We start from the raw sequence: 16,780 nt of genomic DNA, 5'->3' as shown, positions 1-16,780 counted from the left end.
GCTGAACGGGTTTGTGAACAACAGCGGGACGCTTGAGCTGACCGGTGTGACCACGGGGATTGGTGCGGTGGTTCAGACGGCGGGGGGTGTTTTCAACCTCGGCGGGTTTGCGACCAGCATTGCGAGCCTTGCGGGCGCCGGTTCGGTGAACCTGGGTGCGGGCGGGTTGCTGACCATCGGCACGGGCTCGGGCACGACCACCTTCGGCGGGGTGATCTCGGCCGGGGGCGGGGTGGTCAAGGTCGGGGCGAGCACCCAGATCCTGACCGGCACCCAGACCTATGGCGGGCTGACCGAGGTCAACGGCGGCACGCTGGTGCTGGCGGGCGGGACCCTCACCGGCTCGGTGGTGAACAACGCCAACCTGGTGGTCGACGGTCGCCTGCTGCGCAACCTCGGCAACAATGGCACGGCGCAGATCGCCGGGCGGATCGAGGGGACCACCTTCAACACCGGGACCATCACCAGCATCGGCGAGACGGTCTATGCCGGCCAGTTCATCCAGACCGCGACCGGCAGCTTCGATCTGGCGGGCTTCAACGCCGCGATGGGCAGCCTTGCGGGCGAGGGCACGATCCGGCTCGGCACGGCGTCCCTCACGGTGGGCGCGAACGACCTGACCACGCGCTTCGAGGGCGTGATCGAGGGCACGGGCGGGCTGGTCAAGACCGGCGGCGGCACGCTGACCCTGACCGGGGTGAACACCTACACCGGCACGACCTTCATCGAGGAAGGCGGCCTGCAGCTGGCCAGCGGCGGGCGGATCGCCGGGGGCGTGAGCAACCGCGCGAGCCTGTTCAACGCCGGCACCATCGCGGGCGCGCTGGCCAATGCGGCGGGCGCGAGCGCGACCAATATCGGCACGATCGCGGGCGGCGTGAACAATGCCGGGACGCTGGTCTCGAGCGGGACCATCGGCACCGGGCTCGACAACAGCGGCACGGCGCAGCTGCGCGGCGCGGTGAACGGCTTCGTGACCAACAGCGGGACGATCACCCTGACCGGGACCACGAGCGGGATCACCACCTTCAGCCAGACCGCCGCCGGCAGCCTCGACCTGGCCGGGTTCGACACGAGCCTCGGCGCGCTGAGCGGCGCGGGCAGCGTGGCGCTGGGCACGGGCGAGCTGACCGTGGGCAGCGCGCTGCTCAACACGACCTTCGCGGGCGTGATCAGCGGCGCGGGCAGCCTGGTGAAGACCGGGGCGACCCGCTTCACCCTGACCGGAGCCAACACCTACACCGGCGGGACCACGATCGCGGAAGGCGCGCTCCAGCTGGGCGAGAACGGGACCACGGGTTCGATCGTCGGCCCGGTGGTCAACAACGGCGCGCTGGTGGTGAGCCGCAGCAATGCCTATACGCTGGCGAGCGTGATCAGCGGGACCGGCGTGGTGGTGCAGGACGGCACCGGCACGACCACGCTGACCGGCGCCAACAGCTACAGCGGCGGCACGCTGGTCAACCGCGGGCGCCTGGTGGGCACCACCACCTCGCTCCAGGGTCTGATCCAGCTCAACGCCAATGGCACGCTCGAGTTCGCGCAAGGCGCGGCCGGCACCTTCGCCGGATCGCTGGCGGGCACGGGCCTGTTCGAGAAGACCGGCGCAGGGCTCCTCACCCTCACCGGCAACAGCAACGGCTTCACCGGCGCGAGCACGGTGCGGGTGGGCGAGCTGCGGGTCAACGGCGGCCTCGCGCGCTCGGTGGTGACGGTGCAGAGCGGCGCAAGGCTGTCGGGCACCGGGGTGATCGGCGGGCTGATCGCGCAGAGCGGCTCCACGATCGCGCCGGGCACCAGCCCGGGCACGCTCGGGGTGGCGGGCAACGTCACGCTCCAGGCGGGCAGCACGGTGGTCTACGAGATCGCCGCAGGCGCGCCTTCGGACCTGATCCTGGCGACCGGCACGGCGAGCATCAACGGCACGGCGGCGTTCACCAACCTCAGCGGTGCCAATGCCCACGTGTTCAACTCCGAGATCGTGGTGCTGCAGGCCGATGGCGGGCGGACCGGGACCTTCGCCAATGCCACCGGGCTGACCGGGTTCGGGATCATCTACCGGCCCGAACTGGTCTATACCGGCACGCAGGTGCGCCTGCGGTTCGCGCCCAACACCCTCGCCAACATCGTCGGCGGGACCACGGCGCTGACCGCCAACCAGCGTTCGGTGGTGAGCCGCATCGATGGCGCGGTGGCGGCGGGCTACAACCCGCAGCCGCTGTTCAACATCTACATCCTGCCGGCCGCCCAGCTGCCGGGTGCCTTCGACCAGCTCTCGGGCGAGGTCTATGCGACCGCGGCGGGCGTGGGGATCGAGCAGGAGCGGTTGCTGCGCGAGGCGGTGCTCGGCCGTGCGGCGAGCGTGGCGGCGGCAGGGCGCGATGCGCCCGAGGCGGCGAGCGGGCTTGGCGCATGGGGCCAGCTGTTCGGCGGCTGGGGCAATGGTGACAGCGACGGCAATGCCTCTGCGTTCGACAGCGACCGCGGCGGCTTTGCGACCGGGCTCGACTATGGCCGCGCGAGCGAGAGCGGCAGCTGGCGGATCGGGGCCTTCGGGTTCCACGTCACCAGCGACGTGACGATCGACCGGCTCGGCTCCTCGGCCGAGGTGCGCCAGTCGGGCGGCGGGGCCTATGCCTCGCTCACCACGGGCGCGTTCAGCGCGGCGGTGGGCGGCTACCTCGCCGCGGTCGATCTGGAAGGCTCGCGCAACATCGACCTGCCCGGGTTTACCGAGACGCTGGCGGGCCGCACGACGGGCGATGCGCGCCAGGCCTTCGCCGAGATCGCGTGGACGATCCCGGCGGGCAAGAGCACGATCCGGCCGTTCGTGAGCGGGGCGATCGGGAGCTTCAAGCTCGACGCGCTGCGCGAGACCGGCGGAGCCGCCGCGCTCGACATGCGCGCACAGAGCTACAGCACCGGCTCGCTCACCGGCGGGCTCGATGCGATCGTGCCCGCGGGCAAGGGGGTGCGCCTGACCGGCACGCTCGCCGCCCGCGCGCAGCTCGGCGACCGCGACCCGCAAGCAACCCTCGCGCTCGCCGCCGCACCGCAGCAGGCGTTCGCAGTGAGCGGCGTCCAGCTCGACGACGTGGCGCTGGCCGCCCGCCTCGAAGCCGACTTCGACCTCGGCGACAACGTCGGCCTCGCCCTCGGATACTCCGGCCTCATCGGCTCCACACTCCAGGACCACAGCGCAAAAGCTACCCTGCACGTCGTGTTCTGAGGCTTTGGCAGGGCATGGCGCTCCCGCTTCGGCGGGGCGCTGTGCCCGCCGATCATCGACCTATCGCGATCCCGCCTGCGCCCGGTGCGCGGCGAGGGATTCGAACACCCGCGCCAGCGCCTGACCGGCCGGGTCCTCCTCGCGCAGCAGAGCGTAGCTGCCCGACAGCCACAGCGCGCAGTGGCCGTGGACCGTCGCGATCAGCGAGCGCACGAGGCGGCGGGTGCTCTCGCCATTCCCCCCGCCTGACCAGCGCACCACCTCGCGATCGACGATGCCGGTCAGCGCCTCGCGCGCGAGCTCGTCCTGCCGCGCGATGACGGTGTTGCCGCGGTCGATGCGGTGGTCGTAGATCGCCATCCACGCATTGCGGTTGGCATCGGCGAAGGCGAAATAGGCGCGCACCAGCGCCGCGATCCGCGCGTCGCTGCCCGCTGCGTCGGGGGTGGCGGCCAGCGCCGCCTCGAGCCACGCGCTCCATTCCCGGAACGTGCGGCTGTTGACCGCGATCAGATAGGCGTCGAGCCCGCCGAAGACATTGTAGATCGTCCCGACCGAATAGCCCGCGCGCCGCGCCGCCTCGCGCGCGGAAAATTTCGCGAAGCCGCGCTCGGCCATCAGCTCGTGACCGCAGGCAATCAGCAGCTCGCGCAGCTCGTCAGGCGTATGGTCGGATCGACGTCCCATCGGGCCGCGATAGGGAATAAATTGAACGATGTCGAATTTATAAATTGAACATTGTCTAGTTTTGTGGGAATGTGCGACGACTCGAAGGGAGAGAGACGTTCGTGATCAGCAATTTCGCCATTGCCGGATGGGGTGCCTACCACCCGCGGCAGGTCGTCACCTCGGCGGAGATCGACCGGCGGCACGGCCTTGCGCCGGGGTGGACCGAGCAGGAATTCGGCATCGCCGCGCGCCATGTCGCCGCGCCGGACGAGACCACCTCGATGATGGCCGCCGCCGCCGCGCGTGCCGCGATGGACCGCGCGGGATGGGGCGACGGGCTACTGCCCGACGTCATCATCGGCGGCTGCGGGGTGATGGAGCAGCCGATCCCCTCGACCGCGGTGCTGGTGCAGGACCGGCTCGGTCTGAGCCATGCGGGCGTGCCGGCTTTCGACGTCAACCAGACCTGCCTGTCATTCGTCGCCGCGCTCGATGTGGCGGCGACCGGCATCGCCGCGGGGCGGTGGAAGCGCGCGCTGGTGTTCGCCAGCGATATCGCCTCCGCGGGGCTCGACCCGGCTTCGGCCAAGACCCGCTCGATCTTCGGTGACGGCGCGGCGGCGCTGGCGATCGAGGCGGCGAGCGACGGCACGCGCGGGCTGATCGGCGCGGCGAGCGTCACCCACGGCGCGCACCACGCGCTCGCCCAACTGCGCGCGGGCGGCACCCGGCTGCGCGTGACCGAGGGGCATGAGGCGCTGGTCGCGGGCTCCTATTTCGAGATGGACGCTTTCGGCATCTTCAAGGCCGCGGCCAAGGCTTTGCCGGGCGTGATCGACCGCGCGCTGGCCGAGGCGGGGGTGACGAAGGAAGAACTCGCCTGTGTCGTCTGTCACCAGGCGAGCGCGCCGGGGGTGTGCCACGTGCAGCGCTTGTTCGCCCCCGCGAGCGAGCGGGTGATCGACCTCTTCGCCACCCAGGGGAACCAGATCGCCGCATCGATCCCGACCGTGCTCGCCCATGCGCTGGAAAGCGGACGGGCGAGGCGGGGGGACGCGGTGCTGCTGCTCGGCACGGCGGCGGGGATCAGTGCGACCGCGATGGTGATCCGGCTGTGAGCCATCGGCGTATTCTCGTGACCGGCGCGACCGGCGGGTTGGGGCAGGCGCTGGTGCGCGAATTGCTCGCGCGTGGGGCGGAGGTGCGCGCGACCGGGCGCGATGCCGAAGCGGGCGCAAAGGTGGCGACGCTCGGGGCCGGATGCGGACTTCGTCGCCGCCAACCTCACCGTGACGCAGCGCTTGCTCGCCGCGGCCCGCAGCGCCAGTGTGGCGCGGTTCGTGTTCGTCTCCTCGCCCTCGATCCATGCGCGCCTTGCCGACCAGATCGGGATCGGGGCGGATGACGCGCCTGCCGCGCGCCCGCTCAATGCCTATGCCCGCACCAAGCTCGCTGCCGAGCGGGCGGTGCTGGCGGCGTCGGACGCGGGGTTTGCGACTTGCGCGATCCGTCCGCGCGCGCTGGTGGGGGAGGGGGACCGCGTGATCCTGCCGCGCCTTGCCGATCTCGCGCGCCGCAAGCGCATGCCGCTGCCGCGCGGGGGGCGGGCGCTGATCGAGCTCACTGACCTGCGCGATGCCGCATGGGCCATCGCCGAGGCCGAGGCGCGTGCGCCGGCGCTGGCGGGGCGTGCGATCAACATCTCGGGCGGCAGGCCTGTCGCGGTGCGCGACCTTGCCCTGCTGCTCGCAGCCGCTTTGGGCGAGCGCCCGCGGCTTGTCTCCGTCCCGCTTGCGCTGGCCCGTCCTCTCGCCGTCGCTGCCGAGACGTTCGCCCGTCTGACCGGATCGCGCAAGGAGCCTGTCCTGACCCGCTACACCCTCGCGACCCTCGCCTTCTCGCAGACCTTCGACCTGGCGCCGGCATGGGCGCAGCTGGGCTACAAGCCGCGGCACGATGCGCTCGCGACCCTGCTGGCCGAGGCTCAGAAGCTCGCCGGTGAAGGAGCCGCCGCATGATCCGCGTCGGCTTCGACTGGCTCGCGCGCGGGTCCTGCAGCCATCCCGAGGTGATGACCATCGGTGGCGGGAGCCTGTGCGCGGTGGAGTTCCCCTCGCTGGTCGGCGTGATCCGCCATCCGGAGCGGGGGGTGTTCCTGTTCGACACCGGCTACGACCCCGCCTTCATCGTGGCGACGCGCCCCTTCCCCGAGCGGTTCTACCGCTGGACGACGCCTGTGCGGATCGGCGCGGCCGAGGCGTGGCAGGCGTGGCTCGCCGCGCATGACATTGCCGATGGCGACATTGCGGGCACGATCATCTCGCATTTCCACGGCGACCACGTGGCGGGGATAGCGCATCTGGCGGACCGCCCGGTCTATTGCGCGCGCGCCGGGCTGGAGGCCTTGCGGCGCGGCGGGCGGATCGCGCGGGTGCGGCGCGGGATGCTCGATGCGCTGGTGCCGCCCGCGGTCGATGCGCAGGCGCGCTTCTTCGAGGATTGCCCGGCGCGTCCGCTTCCTTCCGCCTTTGCGCCCTTCACCGAAGGCCGCGACATTCTGGGTGACGGCTCGCTGCTCGCGGTCGAGCTTCCGGGGCACTGCGCCGGGCACTGGGGGCTGGCCCTCACGACGGAGACGGGGCAGCCGGTGCTGCTTGCGGCGGACGCGGTGTGGTCGGGCCGCTCGATTGCCGAGCGCCGCCCGCCACCGCGCCTCACCACCGCACTGCTGGGCGATACGCGGCGTTACCGCGAAACGCTCGACCTGCTGAGCCGCGCGAAAGAGGGCAATGGCGGGCTGGCGATCCTGCCCTCGCATTGTCTCGCCAGTGCGAAGGCGTTCCGCGGGGACGATGAGCGCTAGCCGCATCCTTGCCGCATGGTGGCGGACGCGGCGGGCGTTGAGCGCTTCCGCCGAGGCGCTTGCGCATGGGCGGGCGCGGCGCTGGGCGGCGCTGCAACCGGCGCTCGCACGGACGCCTGCGCTTGCCGCCTATGCGGGCGGAGCGCTCGAACGCTTCCCGGTCACCGACATTGCCGATCTGCGCAGCGACTATGGCGCGTGGAACAGCCTCGGCCTGTCCGATCCCGACCTGCGCGCGCTGGCGGACAGTGCCGAGGCGGGCGGGGCCGCCGCAGCAGATGGCCTGTCGGCGGGCTGGTCGACCGGCAGCAGCGGCGCCGCGCGCGGGCTGTTTGTCACCACGCCGGCCGAGCGCGCCGAGTATATCGGCCAGAGCCTCGCGCGGCTGCTTCCGGCACGCGCATTGCTGCGCCGCCAGCGGATCGCGCTCAACCTCAGCGCGGGCAATGCGCTCTATTCCGATGTGAACCGAGGGCGGATCACCTTCCGCCACATTCCCCTCGCCGCGCCGCTGGACGAGACCGACGCCGCGCTCGAGGCCTTTGCGCCCACTATCCTGATCGCTCCGCCGCACCGCCTGCTGGCGCTCGCCGGGGCGGGCGTGCGGCCGTCCGCCCTGCGCCACCTGTTCTGCGGGAGCGAGCCGATCAGTGCGACCGAGCGCGCCTTCATCGCCGACCGCCTCGGCCTGTCCCCGCGCGCAATCTATCAGGCGACCGAGGGCTTCCTCGGGGCCGAGTGTGCCGCAGGCCGCCTCCATCTCAACGACCATGTGCTCGAGATCGAACTCGAGCCGGTGCCGGGTACGCCGGGGTTCCGCCCGATCATCACCGATCTGATGCGCACCAGCCAGCCTATCGTGCGGCTGCGGGGGGACGACTATCTGGAGCCCGATCCGCACGCCTGCCCTTGCGGCTTTGCGGGACGGGTGATCCGCCCGGTCGAGGGTCGGGTGGGCGACCTGTGGCTGGGGGCGGCAGGCACGGTGACGCCGCCCCAGATCGTCGCCGCGGTCGAGGGCGTGCTCGGCGCTACCCATCGCTGGCAGGCAGTGGGCGAGCGAGCGCACGCAATGCTGCGGGTCGCGCCGGAGTGCCCCCTCCCAATGGCCGAAGCGGCGGCGCGGGCGCTGGCCGCCTGTGCGGCGCGGCCCGTGACAGTGAGTGCCGATCTGCCGCCATGGAGCGGGCCCAAGCGGCGCAAGGTGGTGTGGGCCGATGGCTGAGCGGGTGCTCATCACCGGCGCGCGGGCTGCCGCGGCGCTCGATCTTGCGCGCGATTTTCTCGCGGCCGGGTGGGAGGTGCACCTCGCCGATTGCCGCGTCTCGCACATGGCCCGCGCCTGGCGGTTGCCTTTGCGCCATCATCTCTACCCCGCGCCCGTTACCGAGCGCGCAGCGTTCCGCGAGAGCATCGCCGCGCTGGTCGAGGGGGAGGGCATCGACCTCGTCGTGCCGACCTGCGAGGAGGTGTTCCACCTCGCCGCCCCCGCGCTCCACCAGCGGCTGGGAGAGCGGCTGTTCGCGCCCGGCCTCGGCACCTTGCGGCAGCTCCACGACAAGCTCGCCTTCGCCCGCGCCTGTGGGGAATGGGGCCTGCCGGTGCCGGAAAGCCGCCCGCTTGCCAGCGCCGAAGATGTCGCGCCTTTCGCCGCCGGCGCGTCCGGTTGGGTGTTCAAGCCCTGCTTCACCCGCTTCGGCGACGCGGCGCTGGTCGGCCCCGTGCCCGCAGCGCTCGCCCGGATCGCGCCGTCCCCGGCAACGCCCTGGCTCGCCCAGCGCCGCATCAGGGGCACCGAGGTGTGCTTCTACGCCGTCGCCCGTCGCGGCACGCTCGTCGCCTTTTCCGCCTATCGCTCGGGCTGGCGACTGGGCGGCGGGGCGAGCTATGCTTTCGAGCCGCTGGAGGCTTCGGAGGCTGACCGTTTGCGCGCCATTGCCGCCCGGCTGGCCGAGGCGGCGGGGCTCCACGGCCAGTTCGCCTGCGACGTGATGATCGACGCGGGCGGCCAGCCCTTCCTCATCGAATGCAACCCGCGCGCCACCAGCGGCGTCCACCTGCTGACCGGCAGCGGCGCTCTGGCCCGCGCGATCGCAGGCGGCGAGCGGATCGCGCGACAGGCGGGCACCCCGGCCTATCTCGGCCCCGCGATGGCGGTCTATGGCCTGCCGCAGGCGCTGGTCGAAGGGCGGCTGCGCGACTGGGCGCGTCTGCTCGCCCACGGCCACGACGCGATCTCGCGCACCGGCGACCGCAGGCCGCTCGTCGGCGCGCTGCGCGATGCGGCGGGGTTCTTCCGCGAAGGCCGCCGCCACTCTATCACCACCACCGCGGCAACCACCCGCGACATTGCCTGGAACGGCGAGGACCTCGACTGATGAGCTTTCCCCAAGCGGTGCGCGATGCCTGGCACATGGTCGCCCTGTCGCGCGACATCCGCGCCGGCGATGTGCACAAGGTAACCCTTTGTGGCACGCCCATCGCGCTGTTCCGCAATGATGCCGAACTCGGCGCGCTGATCGATCGCTGCCCGCACCGCAACTATCCCCTGTCCGAGGGACGCGTGCATCGCGGGGCGCTGGAATGCCCCTATCACGGCTGGCGCTTTGCCCCCGATGGCTCCTGCGCCGAGGTTCCAGGCTGCGCTGCCGCCACTGCGAGCGATCCGCGCCTTGCCGCCACCGCCCTGCGCGTCGCCGAGCGGCACGGGGCGATCTTCGTGACCCTGTCCGATACCGCCCCGGCCGAGCCCCCGCTCCCGCCCGATTTCGGCAATCCCGATCTCGACCACTTCTGGTGGCAGCAGGGCACGTGGGAGGGCCGCGCCTTCGATGCGATCGAGAACGTGATGGACCCGTTCCACACCAACCACCTGCACCACGGCTTCATCCGTCGCCGCGACAAGCGCCTGCCCGTCGATCTGGTGGTGACCAGCCACGGCGACGGGATCGACATGGCGATCGAGCAGACGCAGCCCGACCTCGGGCTGATGTCGCGCTTTCTCGAGCGGGACCGCCAGCGCAGCGTCTCGCGCTACTACCCGCCCACCACGGTGCAGGCGCGCTGGGAGGGCGAGACACGGCTGACGCTGTGCGTCACCGCGATCTTCACCCCCGCGACCGATAGCAGCTTCACCCCCTTCGCGCGCTTTTCGACCCCCAAGGGCCTTGCGCCCGGCTGGCTGAAGGAGGCCGCGATCCGCCTGTTCCTCGCCCCCGTGGTGGCGCAGGACCGCAAGGCGCTCGCCCGGCAATACGGGGTGATGCAGCACTTTGGCCACCCGCAATTCGTCTCCGGCCCCGGCGACATTCTCGGCAACCGCCTGCACCGCCTGTGGCGCGGCGAGGCGCTCGAGCGCGGGGTGGATACGGCGGTGAAGGCAGAGCTCTAACGCCCCCCTCGCGGCCTCAGCGGTTGAGCCACTCCGCCTTCAGCGTGCCGCGGTGCCCCTCCGGCGCGAGCGCGGCGCGCAGCGCTTCCAGCAGCGGTGGCAAGTCCTGCGTGAAGGCATAGGGCGGATTGACGATAAACAGCCCCGCGCCGTTGTAGATCCCCGGCTGGTCGGCATCGTAGAGCCAGTGCTCGACGTTGAGCAGCTTCGGGATGCGTGTCTGGCGCAGCTTGTCCTTCCAGCGCTGGTGCGCCGCGCGGTCCTTGAGCGGATACCAGATCACCGTCACCCCGTGCGCCCATTTGCGGTGCGCGGCGGCGAGGGTGGCGGTGATCCGCGCGCGCTCGTCGGTCTGCTCGTAGGGCGGATCGACCACCACCACCCCGCGCGGTGTGCGGGTGGGGAGCATCGCCAGCCACAGCTCGTAGGCATCGCGGGTGTGGATCGCGGCGGGGGTGCCGCGCATCGCCTGACGCAGGGCAGCGGCATCCTCGGGATGCTTTTCGTTGAGGATCAGCGCGTCCTGCTCGCGCACCAGTTGCGCGAGGAAGCGCGGGCTTCCGGGGTAGAGGCGCGGTTCGCCGCCATCGTTCACGGCGCGCACCGCCGCGCGATAGTCGCCCAGCAGCGGGTTCGCATCGGCAAAGGCGCGCAGCACGCCGCCGGCCGCCTCGCCGGTGCGCCCGGCTTCGTCACCCGCGAGATCATAGAGCCCGCAGCCCGCATGGGTGTCGATCAGAGTCAGCGCGCTGTCTTTCAGCTGCAATCCCTTGATCAGCGCGATCAGCAGCGCGTGCTTGACGACATCGGCGCTGTTGCCGGCGTGGAAGGCGTGACGGTAGTTCATACTGCGACTTCCCGGAACTCGCCCGGCGCGATGCCCTCGAGCGTCCAGTCGCCCACCGACCAGCGCACCAGCCGCAGGGTGGGCAGGCCGACCGCTGCGGTCATCCGCCGCACCTGCCGGTTGCGCCCTTCGCGGATCGTGATGCTGAGCCAGCAGTCGGGCACGGACTTGCGCACGCGGATCGGCGGGACGCGCGGCCACAACTCCGGCGCGTCGATCCGCTTGGCCTCGGCGGGCAGGGTCATGCCGTCCTTGAGCCGCACGCCCGTCCGCAGCGGCGCGAGCGCTGCGTCGTCCGGATCGCCCTCGACCTGCACCAGATAGGTCTTGGGCAGCTTGAAGCGCGGCTCGGCGATGCGCGCCTGAAGCCGGCCGTCATCGGTGAGCAGCAGCAGCCCCTCGCTGTCGCGGTCGAGCCGCCCGGCGGGATAGACGCCCTTCACCGCGATGAAGTCCGACAGGGTCGCGCGCTCCGTCGGCGATCCGCGATCGGTGAATTGCGAGAGCACCCCGAAGGGTTTGTTGAACAGAAGCAGCCGGGCCATCCCGCGCCCATATCGCGCGATTGGGGCGATGTCTCCACGCGCAATCGTCTAGCGCAGCAGGGCGGCCTTGCCCCAGGTGACGGGGACAGGGGTATCGGTCGGCTCGGCCGTGCGCACCACCAGTTCGAGCAGCCGCGTGCTGCCGAGATCTGCCTGCAATGCGCGCGCCGCCTCGCCGAAACGCATCCATTCGCTGCGGGCGAGCAGCTTGCCATCGCCGTAGAGTTCGAAGCGCACCTGCTGATCCTTGTTGAGCGCGGAATCGTCGACGCCGACCTCTGCCCGGAAACGGCGATAGCCTTCGCTGCGAACCTCCAGCCGCGAATTCGCCAGCACGCCGATGCCGCTCGCATATTCGCGGTTCGCGATCCTCAGCACCTGCAGATGCGGCGAGGCATCGGCCTGAGCGCCGCCCCAGCCCGCGTAGCGCGGGCGCTCGCCATTCCCGCGGGTGCCTGACCAGTGGACCACGGCGCGGTGGATCGACGGATCGGGCTCGGGCCGCACCACTCCGTCCACCGCCGGATGGATCAGGCCCGGCAGTTCGGACAGGTAATGCCCCTCGGGCAGCTCGCGCGTGCCCTTCGAGCGGAACAGCCGCGTCTCGTGCGCGGCAAGCCCGAAGCGCTGCTCGCCGGTGAAGCTGCTCGCCTCGCCCGACCACAGATCGGTGAGCGTCACGGGCGCTGCGGGGTCATATTTCATCTGCTGCGCGGTCAGCACCGCCTCGAGCGGGCGGTCGGAGCGGTTGAACACCGCCACCGCCTTGTCCCCGTTCGCCAGGGTCTTGAGATACACCTGCACCTCGTCGCTGTCATAGGTCAGCGCCGCCTGATGCCCGCCCGGGTCCTGATTGAGCGCGATCACGTCGCGGTTGCCGAGGATCGCCATCAGTTCGGGCGTAGCCTTGCGCAGGTCGTAGCCGATGATCAGCGGCGCGTTGATCATCGCCCACAGGCTGAAATGGCTGCGCGCCTCGGTCAGGTGCGCGGCGTCGAAATCGCCGGTGCCCACGAACAGCATGTCGGGATCGTTCCAGCTGCCCGGCTGCGCGTAGAGCGGGCGCCGCGCGGCGCTGTCGAGATTGTGGAGCATCCGGCCCCAGTACGGCCCGATATCCTCGCTGGTGCGCGAGATGTTGCCATAGCGCGAGGCCCAGCTGCGCACGTCGGCAGAGCCCCAGATGCAGATCGAGAACAGGAAGTCCCCGTCCGGATTGTGCCGGAACAGCGCCGCGCCCACCTCGCCGAACAGCGCCTGGACCGCGGGGATATCGGTTGCCGTCAGGGAATCGAAATCGATCAGCGGCGCAAATTCGCGGTAGGTGCCGTTCGCGACATTGGGATTGTCCGCGCCCATCCCGCGGATGCCGCAGCCGTCGACCTTGATGTAATCGAAGCCCCACTCGCCGAAATAGAGCCCGATGTCCTGATCGACATGGCCGTAGAGGCCGATCTCGCGCTCTGCGAGCGTGCCCACCGGGTTGTTGGGCGATCCGTGCCCGAAGGTCTGGCCACAGCTGTTGCGTCCGATATCGGTGTAGATCCCCGCCTTCAATCCCATTGCGTGGACCCGGTCGGTGAAGGGGCGCAGGCTCGTCGACCCGTCGGGTAGCGCAGCGGAAGGAAAGGTGGTGGTGCGCACGACCATGCGGCCGGTTTGCGTGTCGCGCTTCAGCCACCAGCCATCGTCGATGTTGATGTAGCGATAGCCCGCCTTGGCGAGGCCGCTGTCGACGATGATCCGCGCATTGGCCATCACCTTTTCCTCGTCGATGTCGAGGTAGAAGGCGTTCCAGCTGTTCCAGCCCATCGGCGGCAGTTGCGCCTGCCCTTGGCTGTAGGCGGTCCACTCGCCTGTCGGCTCCAGAGGCTGCTCCTGCGCCTGGAGCGGCGTCATGGCAAGTAGGGCGGGCAACGCCGCTGCCAGCAGGCGGGCGAGCGCGCGGGGACGCGTCAGGCTCATGCCGCGACCGGCGCGGCGAGGTGATCGAGGAACGCCTGATGGCTCGGCAGGCCTGCGACCGCCTGCCCGATCCCCTGTGCCAGCTCCGCCAGCGACCGGCCGAGCCGCTCGCGCCCGATCATCTGGCCGAGCCGGTGATGCGCCTGCGGCACCAGCCCCTGTCCCAGCATCACCTGCACCCAGGAATCGACGCGGAACAGCTCGTCGCTGGCCTGGAAGGCCGTGGCGCTTTCGCGGAACAGGGCGATGCGGTTTGCAAGGCTCTGCGGGATGTCGAGCGCGCGGCAGCCGTCCCAGAAGGGCTCTCCCTCGCGCGCGTTGAGGTGGTAGTGGAGGATGATGAAGTCGCGGATCCCCTCCAGCTCGGTGCGCGAGAGCTGGTTGAAGCGATCGGCCAGCGCCTCGGTCGCGCCGTCGAAGGGGAAGAGCTGCATGAGCCGCGTGACCGCGATCATGATGAGGTGGATGCTGGTCGATTCCAGCGGCTCGACAAAGCCCGACGACAGGCCGATGGCGATGCAGTTGCGGTTCCACGCCTTCGCCCGCGTGCCGGTGCGGAAGCGGATCACGCGCGGCTCAGTCAGCATCTCGCCCTCGAGCCTGCCCTTGAGCCGGCCCAGCGCGGCGTCATCGGAGAGGTGCGCGCTCGCATAGACCAGCCCGTTGCCGACGCGGTGCTGGAGCGGAATCTGCCATTGCCAGCCGGCATCATGCGCGATGGCGCGGGTGTAGGGACGCGCTGGGCCCGCAGCGGCGGTCTGCACCGCCAGCGCGCGATCGGTGGAGAGCCAGTGGGTCCAGTCCTCGAACCCGGTCTCCAGCGTTTCCTCGATCAGCAGCCCGCGAAAGCCGGTGCAGTCGATGAACAGATCGCCCTCGATGACGGTGCCGTTCTCCAGCGCCAGCGCTGCGATGTCTCCGCTCTCGCCGTCGCGGCGGACCTGAGCGATACGTCCCTCGTGGCGGGTGACGCCGAGCTTTTCGGCGAAGTCGCGCAGGAACAGGCCGTAAGCGGTCGCATCGAGGTGATAGGCGTAGTTGAGCGGCACGTTGCCGCCCGTGCGGAACTTGCCCGCCAGCGCCGCCTGCGTCTCGAGGCTGTATTCACCCAGCGGCCCCGCCACGCCCTGCGCCCGCGCCTCCAGCCACATATGCTGGAAATCGGCCATCCAGGTGGAGCGGCCCGTGACGCCGAAGGAGTGGAAGTAGCGCTCGCCTTCGCGCGTCCAGTTCTCGAAGGAAATGCCGAGCTTGAAGCTCGCCCCGGTGGCGCGCAGGAACTGCACCTCGTCGAGGCCGAGCAACTCGTGGAAACGGCGTGCGGTCGGGATCGTGCTCTCACCCACGCCAACCGTGCCGATCGCGTCGGATTCGACCAGCACCAGCTCGATCAGCGGGCCGAGGTTTTTGGCGAGCGCCGCCGCCACGGTCCAGCCCGCGGTGCCGCCACCTGCGATCACGACCTTCCTGACCGGCTTGCCCTGTCCCATCGCCTTGTCCTCCCTAACGGTTGAGCCGCCCGGCCACCTGCGCCCGCAGCCGCCGCGCAGCGAGCGGATCGAGCGGCGCGAGGGGGCCGCGCGCGTGTTCGGGCAGATGCGCGCCTGCCGCGGGGGCATCGTCGCCGAACACATAGTAATCGAAGATCGCGCGCCACGCCGCGCGCTCGCCTGCGGGCCGGTCCCGAAGGGACAGCAGGGCGTGGAGCAGGGTGGTCTGCGGCGTGTCCACGAAGGCCGGCACGGGGTTCCACCAGTAGTTCGCGAGCACGTTGAAGGGCGCGAGCGCATCGACCTGATGCCACCACATCGCCGGATAATAGAGCACGTCGCCCGGCGCGAGGTCGGCGATGATCGCCGCCTCCATCGCCTGCGCGAAGCGGGGGAAGCGGGCGAGATCGGGCGCGGCGAGATCGACCATCGTCACCACCTGCCCCCCAGGGGTCGGCTCGAGCGGGCCGGGGTAGAGGTTGGCGATCTGGTCGGGCGGGAACAGCGTGAAGCGCCTTGCCCCGGCGAGGCAGCAGGCAAGGTTGTGCGAGATATCGTAATGCGCCGCAGCCACCGTGCGGTTGCCGATCCAGATGCTCGCGAGCGGCGGCTGGTGGGCGAAATCCGGGTGGGTGAGCGCAAGATCATTGGCGGCGCGGAAGCCGGGCAGGAAGTGGTCGATATCGGTCGATCCGACATAGATCGCCGCCGCCTGCGCATCGTCCGCCGCGGCGAGGAGCGCATCGAGCACCTCGCCGAGCGGGGCGCGGGCGCTCGAGAAGTTGAAGCCGGCGACATCGGCGTCGTAGTGGAAGCGGCCGGCGATGTCGGGCGGGCCAGTGTAGACGGTGACGGGTGCCGCGCCCGCAAAGCCGCGCAGGTATTCCGCCGCGGCCCCGGCGCTCTCCAGTCCAGCCTTTACGATCGGCCAATGCGCGGCGGCCCCTTCGAGAACAACCGGCTCCTGCGCGGCGAACAGATCGTCAAAGGGGATTGCGGCGGGATCGACCCCCGCGAGGCGGCGGGCGGGGCGGCCCCAGCCGGTCATGCCGCCACGCCCCCGGCGAGCCGTGCGGCCATGCGATCGACCAGCCGCTGCATGTTGCCGAGCGAGGCAGCGAGCATGAAGGCCGATTGAAGGAAGCCCTGCCGGTGCAGCGCCTCAAGCTCGGCGCCGCCGAGCATGGCCAGCCGCTCGCGGTCGATCGTCTGGGCATCGGAAATCGCGTAGGCGCGGTCCGGCCCGGCGCGCAGCTGGATGTCGAAGGGGCGGAGCAGCCCCGCGATTGCCAGCGCCTCCACCAGCGGATCGAGCAGGGTGTTGCCCACATAGACCGCGCGCAGGGTGCCCAGCATGGCCTCCAGCGCCGGAGCCTGCCCGCCATGTTCGAGGAACAGCGGCTCGCCAGCGGTGCGTGACAGGCGCGGGTGATCGGGATCGACGAGGATCTGAATCTCCCGCCCGTCCCCGGCAGCAGCGATGCCGAAGGGCCGCGATTGCAGCACGGCGGGCACGTAGTCGCTCTGCCAGTGACCATCGGGGCCGAGGAACAGGTTGTCGTCCCGCTCCAGCCCCAGCACCGCCACCGGGCGCAGGCGGCCCTCGGCGTCGGGGCGCAGCAGGATCGGAAACTCGCGCGCAGCTACTTCGAACTCGGTCGGATAGACCAGCACCTGGTTGACGCCGTCGCCATAGGCATGCCCGCCGCGCGCGATCAGGCGCAGATCGTGGTGGTCGACATTGTTGAGGAGAACCTTGCCCATCCCGTCTGCCCGGTTCG

General features: G+C 70.7%; 14 protein-coding genes and 1 pseudogene. 8 read left to right on the top strand and 7 right to left on the bottom strand.

Annotated elements, in window-relative coordinates:
- The coding region (locus BZF57_RS12965) for an autotransporter outer membrane beta-barrel domain-containing protein (RefSeq protein ID WP_143738497.1) at nucleotides 1-3,229 on the top strand (3,229 nt) is incomplete at its 5' end.
- A 60-nt stretch (nucleotides 3,230-3,289) separates the two neighbouring features.
- Here the strand turns inward: BZF57_RS12965 and BZF57_RS12960 are convergent.
- A complete protein-coding gene (locus BZF57_RS12960) occupies nucleotides 3,290-3,916 on the bottom strand; it encodes a TetR/AcrR family transcriptional regulator (RefSeq protein ID WP_086738579.1) in 627 nt (208 codons plus the stop codon).
- Between the two features lie 101 nt (nucleotides 3,917-4,017).
- Between BZF57_RS12960 and BZF57_RS12955 the strand changes: the two genes are divergently transcribed.
- The 7 genes and pseudogenes from BZF57_RS12955 (at nucleotide 4,018) to BZF57_RS12930 (ending at nucleotide 10,152) form a co-directional block, all read left to right on the top strand.
- A complete protein-coding gene (locus BZF57_RS12955; protein WP_086738578.1) occupies nucleotides 4,018-5,016 on the top strand; it encodes a 3-oxoacyl-[acyl-carrier-protein] synthase III C-terminal domain-containing protein in 999 nt (332 codons plus the stop codon).
- A pseudogene (locus tag BZF57_RS21760) lies at nucleotides 5,013-5,084 on the top strand (hypothetical protein); the annotation flags it as partial. The gene BZF57_RS12955 and the pseudogene BZF57_RS21760, both read left to right, overlap by 4 nt.
- Before the next feature lie 34 nt (nucleotides 5,085-5,118).
- Nucleotides 5,119-5,916 (top strand): NAD-dependent epimerase/dehydratase family protein, encoded by a 798-nt coding sequence (locus BZF57_RS12950; protein WP_086738577.1) that lies wholly within the window; start codon nucleotides 5,119-5,121, stop codon nucleotides 5,914-5,916.
- Nucleotides 5,913-6,761: an MBL fold metallo-hydrolase gene (locus BZF57_RS12945; RefSeq protein WP_086738574.1), complete on the top strand. Its 849-nt coding sequence runs from the start codon at nucleotides 5,913-5,915 to the stop codon at nucleotides 6,759-6,761. The genes BZF57_RS12950 and BZF57_RS12945 overlap by 4 nt, the downstream gene beginning before the upstream one ends.
- Nucleotides 6,751-7,986: a cell division protein FtsA gene (locus tag BZF57_RS12940; protein WP_143738496.1), complete on the top strand. Its 1,236-nt coding sequence runs from the start codon at nucleotides 6,751-6,753 to the stop codon at nucleotides 7,984-7,986. Before BZF57_RS12945 ends, BZF57_RS12940 begins: the two co-directional genes overlap by 11 nt.
- Nucleotides 7,979-9,139, top strand: a complete 1,161-nt coding sequence (locus BZF57_RS12935; protein ID WP_086738570.1) for an ATP-grasp domain-containing protein — start codon at nucleotides 7,979-7,981, stop codon at nucleotides 9,137-9,139. The genes BZF57_RS12940 and BZF57_RS12935 overlap by 8 nt, the downstream gene beginning before the upstream one ends.
- Nucleotides 9,139-10,152 (top strand): aromatic ring-hydroxylating oxygenase subunit alpha, encoded by a 1,014-nt coding sequence (locus BZF57_RS12930; RefSeq protein WP_086738568.1) that lies wholly within the window; start codon nucleotides 9,139-9,141, stop codon nucleotides 10,150-10,152. The genes BZF57_RS12935 and BZF57_RS12930 overlap by 1 nt, the downstream gene beginning before the upstream one ends.
- A 16-nt stretch (nucleotides 10,153-10,168) precedes the next feature.
- Here BZF57_RS12930 and BZF57_RS12925 read toward each other — a convergent pair whose 3' ends face one another.
- The 6 genes from BZF57_RS12925 to BZF57_RS12900 are packed head-to-tail and all read right to left on the bottom strand — an operon-like array spanning nucleotide 10,169 to nucleotide 16,763.
- The gene (locus tag BZF57_RS12925) at nucleotides 10,169-10,999 is read right to left on the bottom strand and encodes a 23S rRNA (adenine(2030)-N(6))-methyltransferase RlmJ (RefSeq protein ID WP_086738566.1); all 831 of its coding nucleotides are present in this window, start codon (nucleotides 10,997-10,999) and stop codon (nucleotides 10,169-10,171) included.
- Nucleotides 10,996-11,544, bottom strand: a complete 549-nt coding sequence (locus BZF57_RS12920; protein WP_086738564.1) for a pseudouridine synthase — start codon at nucleotides 11,542-11,544, stop codon at nucleotides 10,996-10,998. Before BZF57_RS12920 ends, BZF57_RS12925 begins: the two co-directional genes overlap by 4 nt.
- A 48-nt stretch (nucleotides 11,545-11,592) precedes the next feature.
- A complete protein-coding gene (locus BZF57_RS12915; protein ID WP_206073256.1) occupies nucleotides 11,593-13,509 on the bottom strand; it encodes an NPCBM/NEW2 domain-containing protein in 1,917 nt (638 codons plus the stop codon).
- A complete protein-coding gene (locus tag BZF57_RS12910; protein WP_086738622.1) occupies nucleotides 13,506-14,999 on the bottom strand; it encodes a tryptophan halogenase family protein in 1,494 nt (497 codons plus the stop codon). The genes BZF57_RS12915 and BZF57_RS12910 overlap by 4 nt, the downstream gene beginning before the upstream one ends.
- 13 nt (nucleotides 15,000-15,012) lie before the next feature.
- A complete protein-coding gene (locus tag BZF57_RS12905) occupies nucleotides 15,013-16,047 on the bottom strand; it encodes a cupin-like domain-containing protein (protein ID WP_086738562.1) in 1,035 nt (344 codons plus the stop codon).
- Nucleotides 16,044-16,763 carry a SapC family protein gene (locus tag BZF57_RS12900; RefSeq protein WP_086738560.1) on the bottom strand — a complete coding sequence of 240 codons (720 nt, stop codon included), beginning with the start codon at nucleotides 16,761-16,763 and terminating at the stop codon, nucleotides 16,044-16,046. Before BZF57_RS12900 ends, BZF57_RS12905 begins: the two co-directional genes overlap by 4 nt.
- Nucleotides 16,764-16,780 lie beyond the last annotated feature (17 nt).

It is taken from the genome of Erythrobacter colymbi, assembly GCF_002155685.1.
GTDB classification, from domain to species: Bacteria; Pseudomonadota; Alphaproteobacteria; order Sphingomonadales; family Sphingomonadaceae; genus Erythrobacter; species Erythrobacter colymbi.
This window is presented reverse-complemented; position numbering and strand designations above follow the sequence as displayed.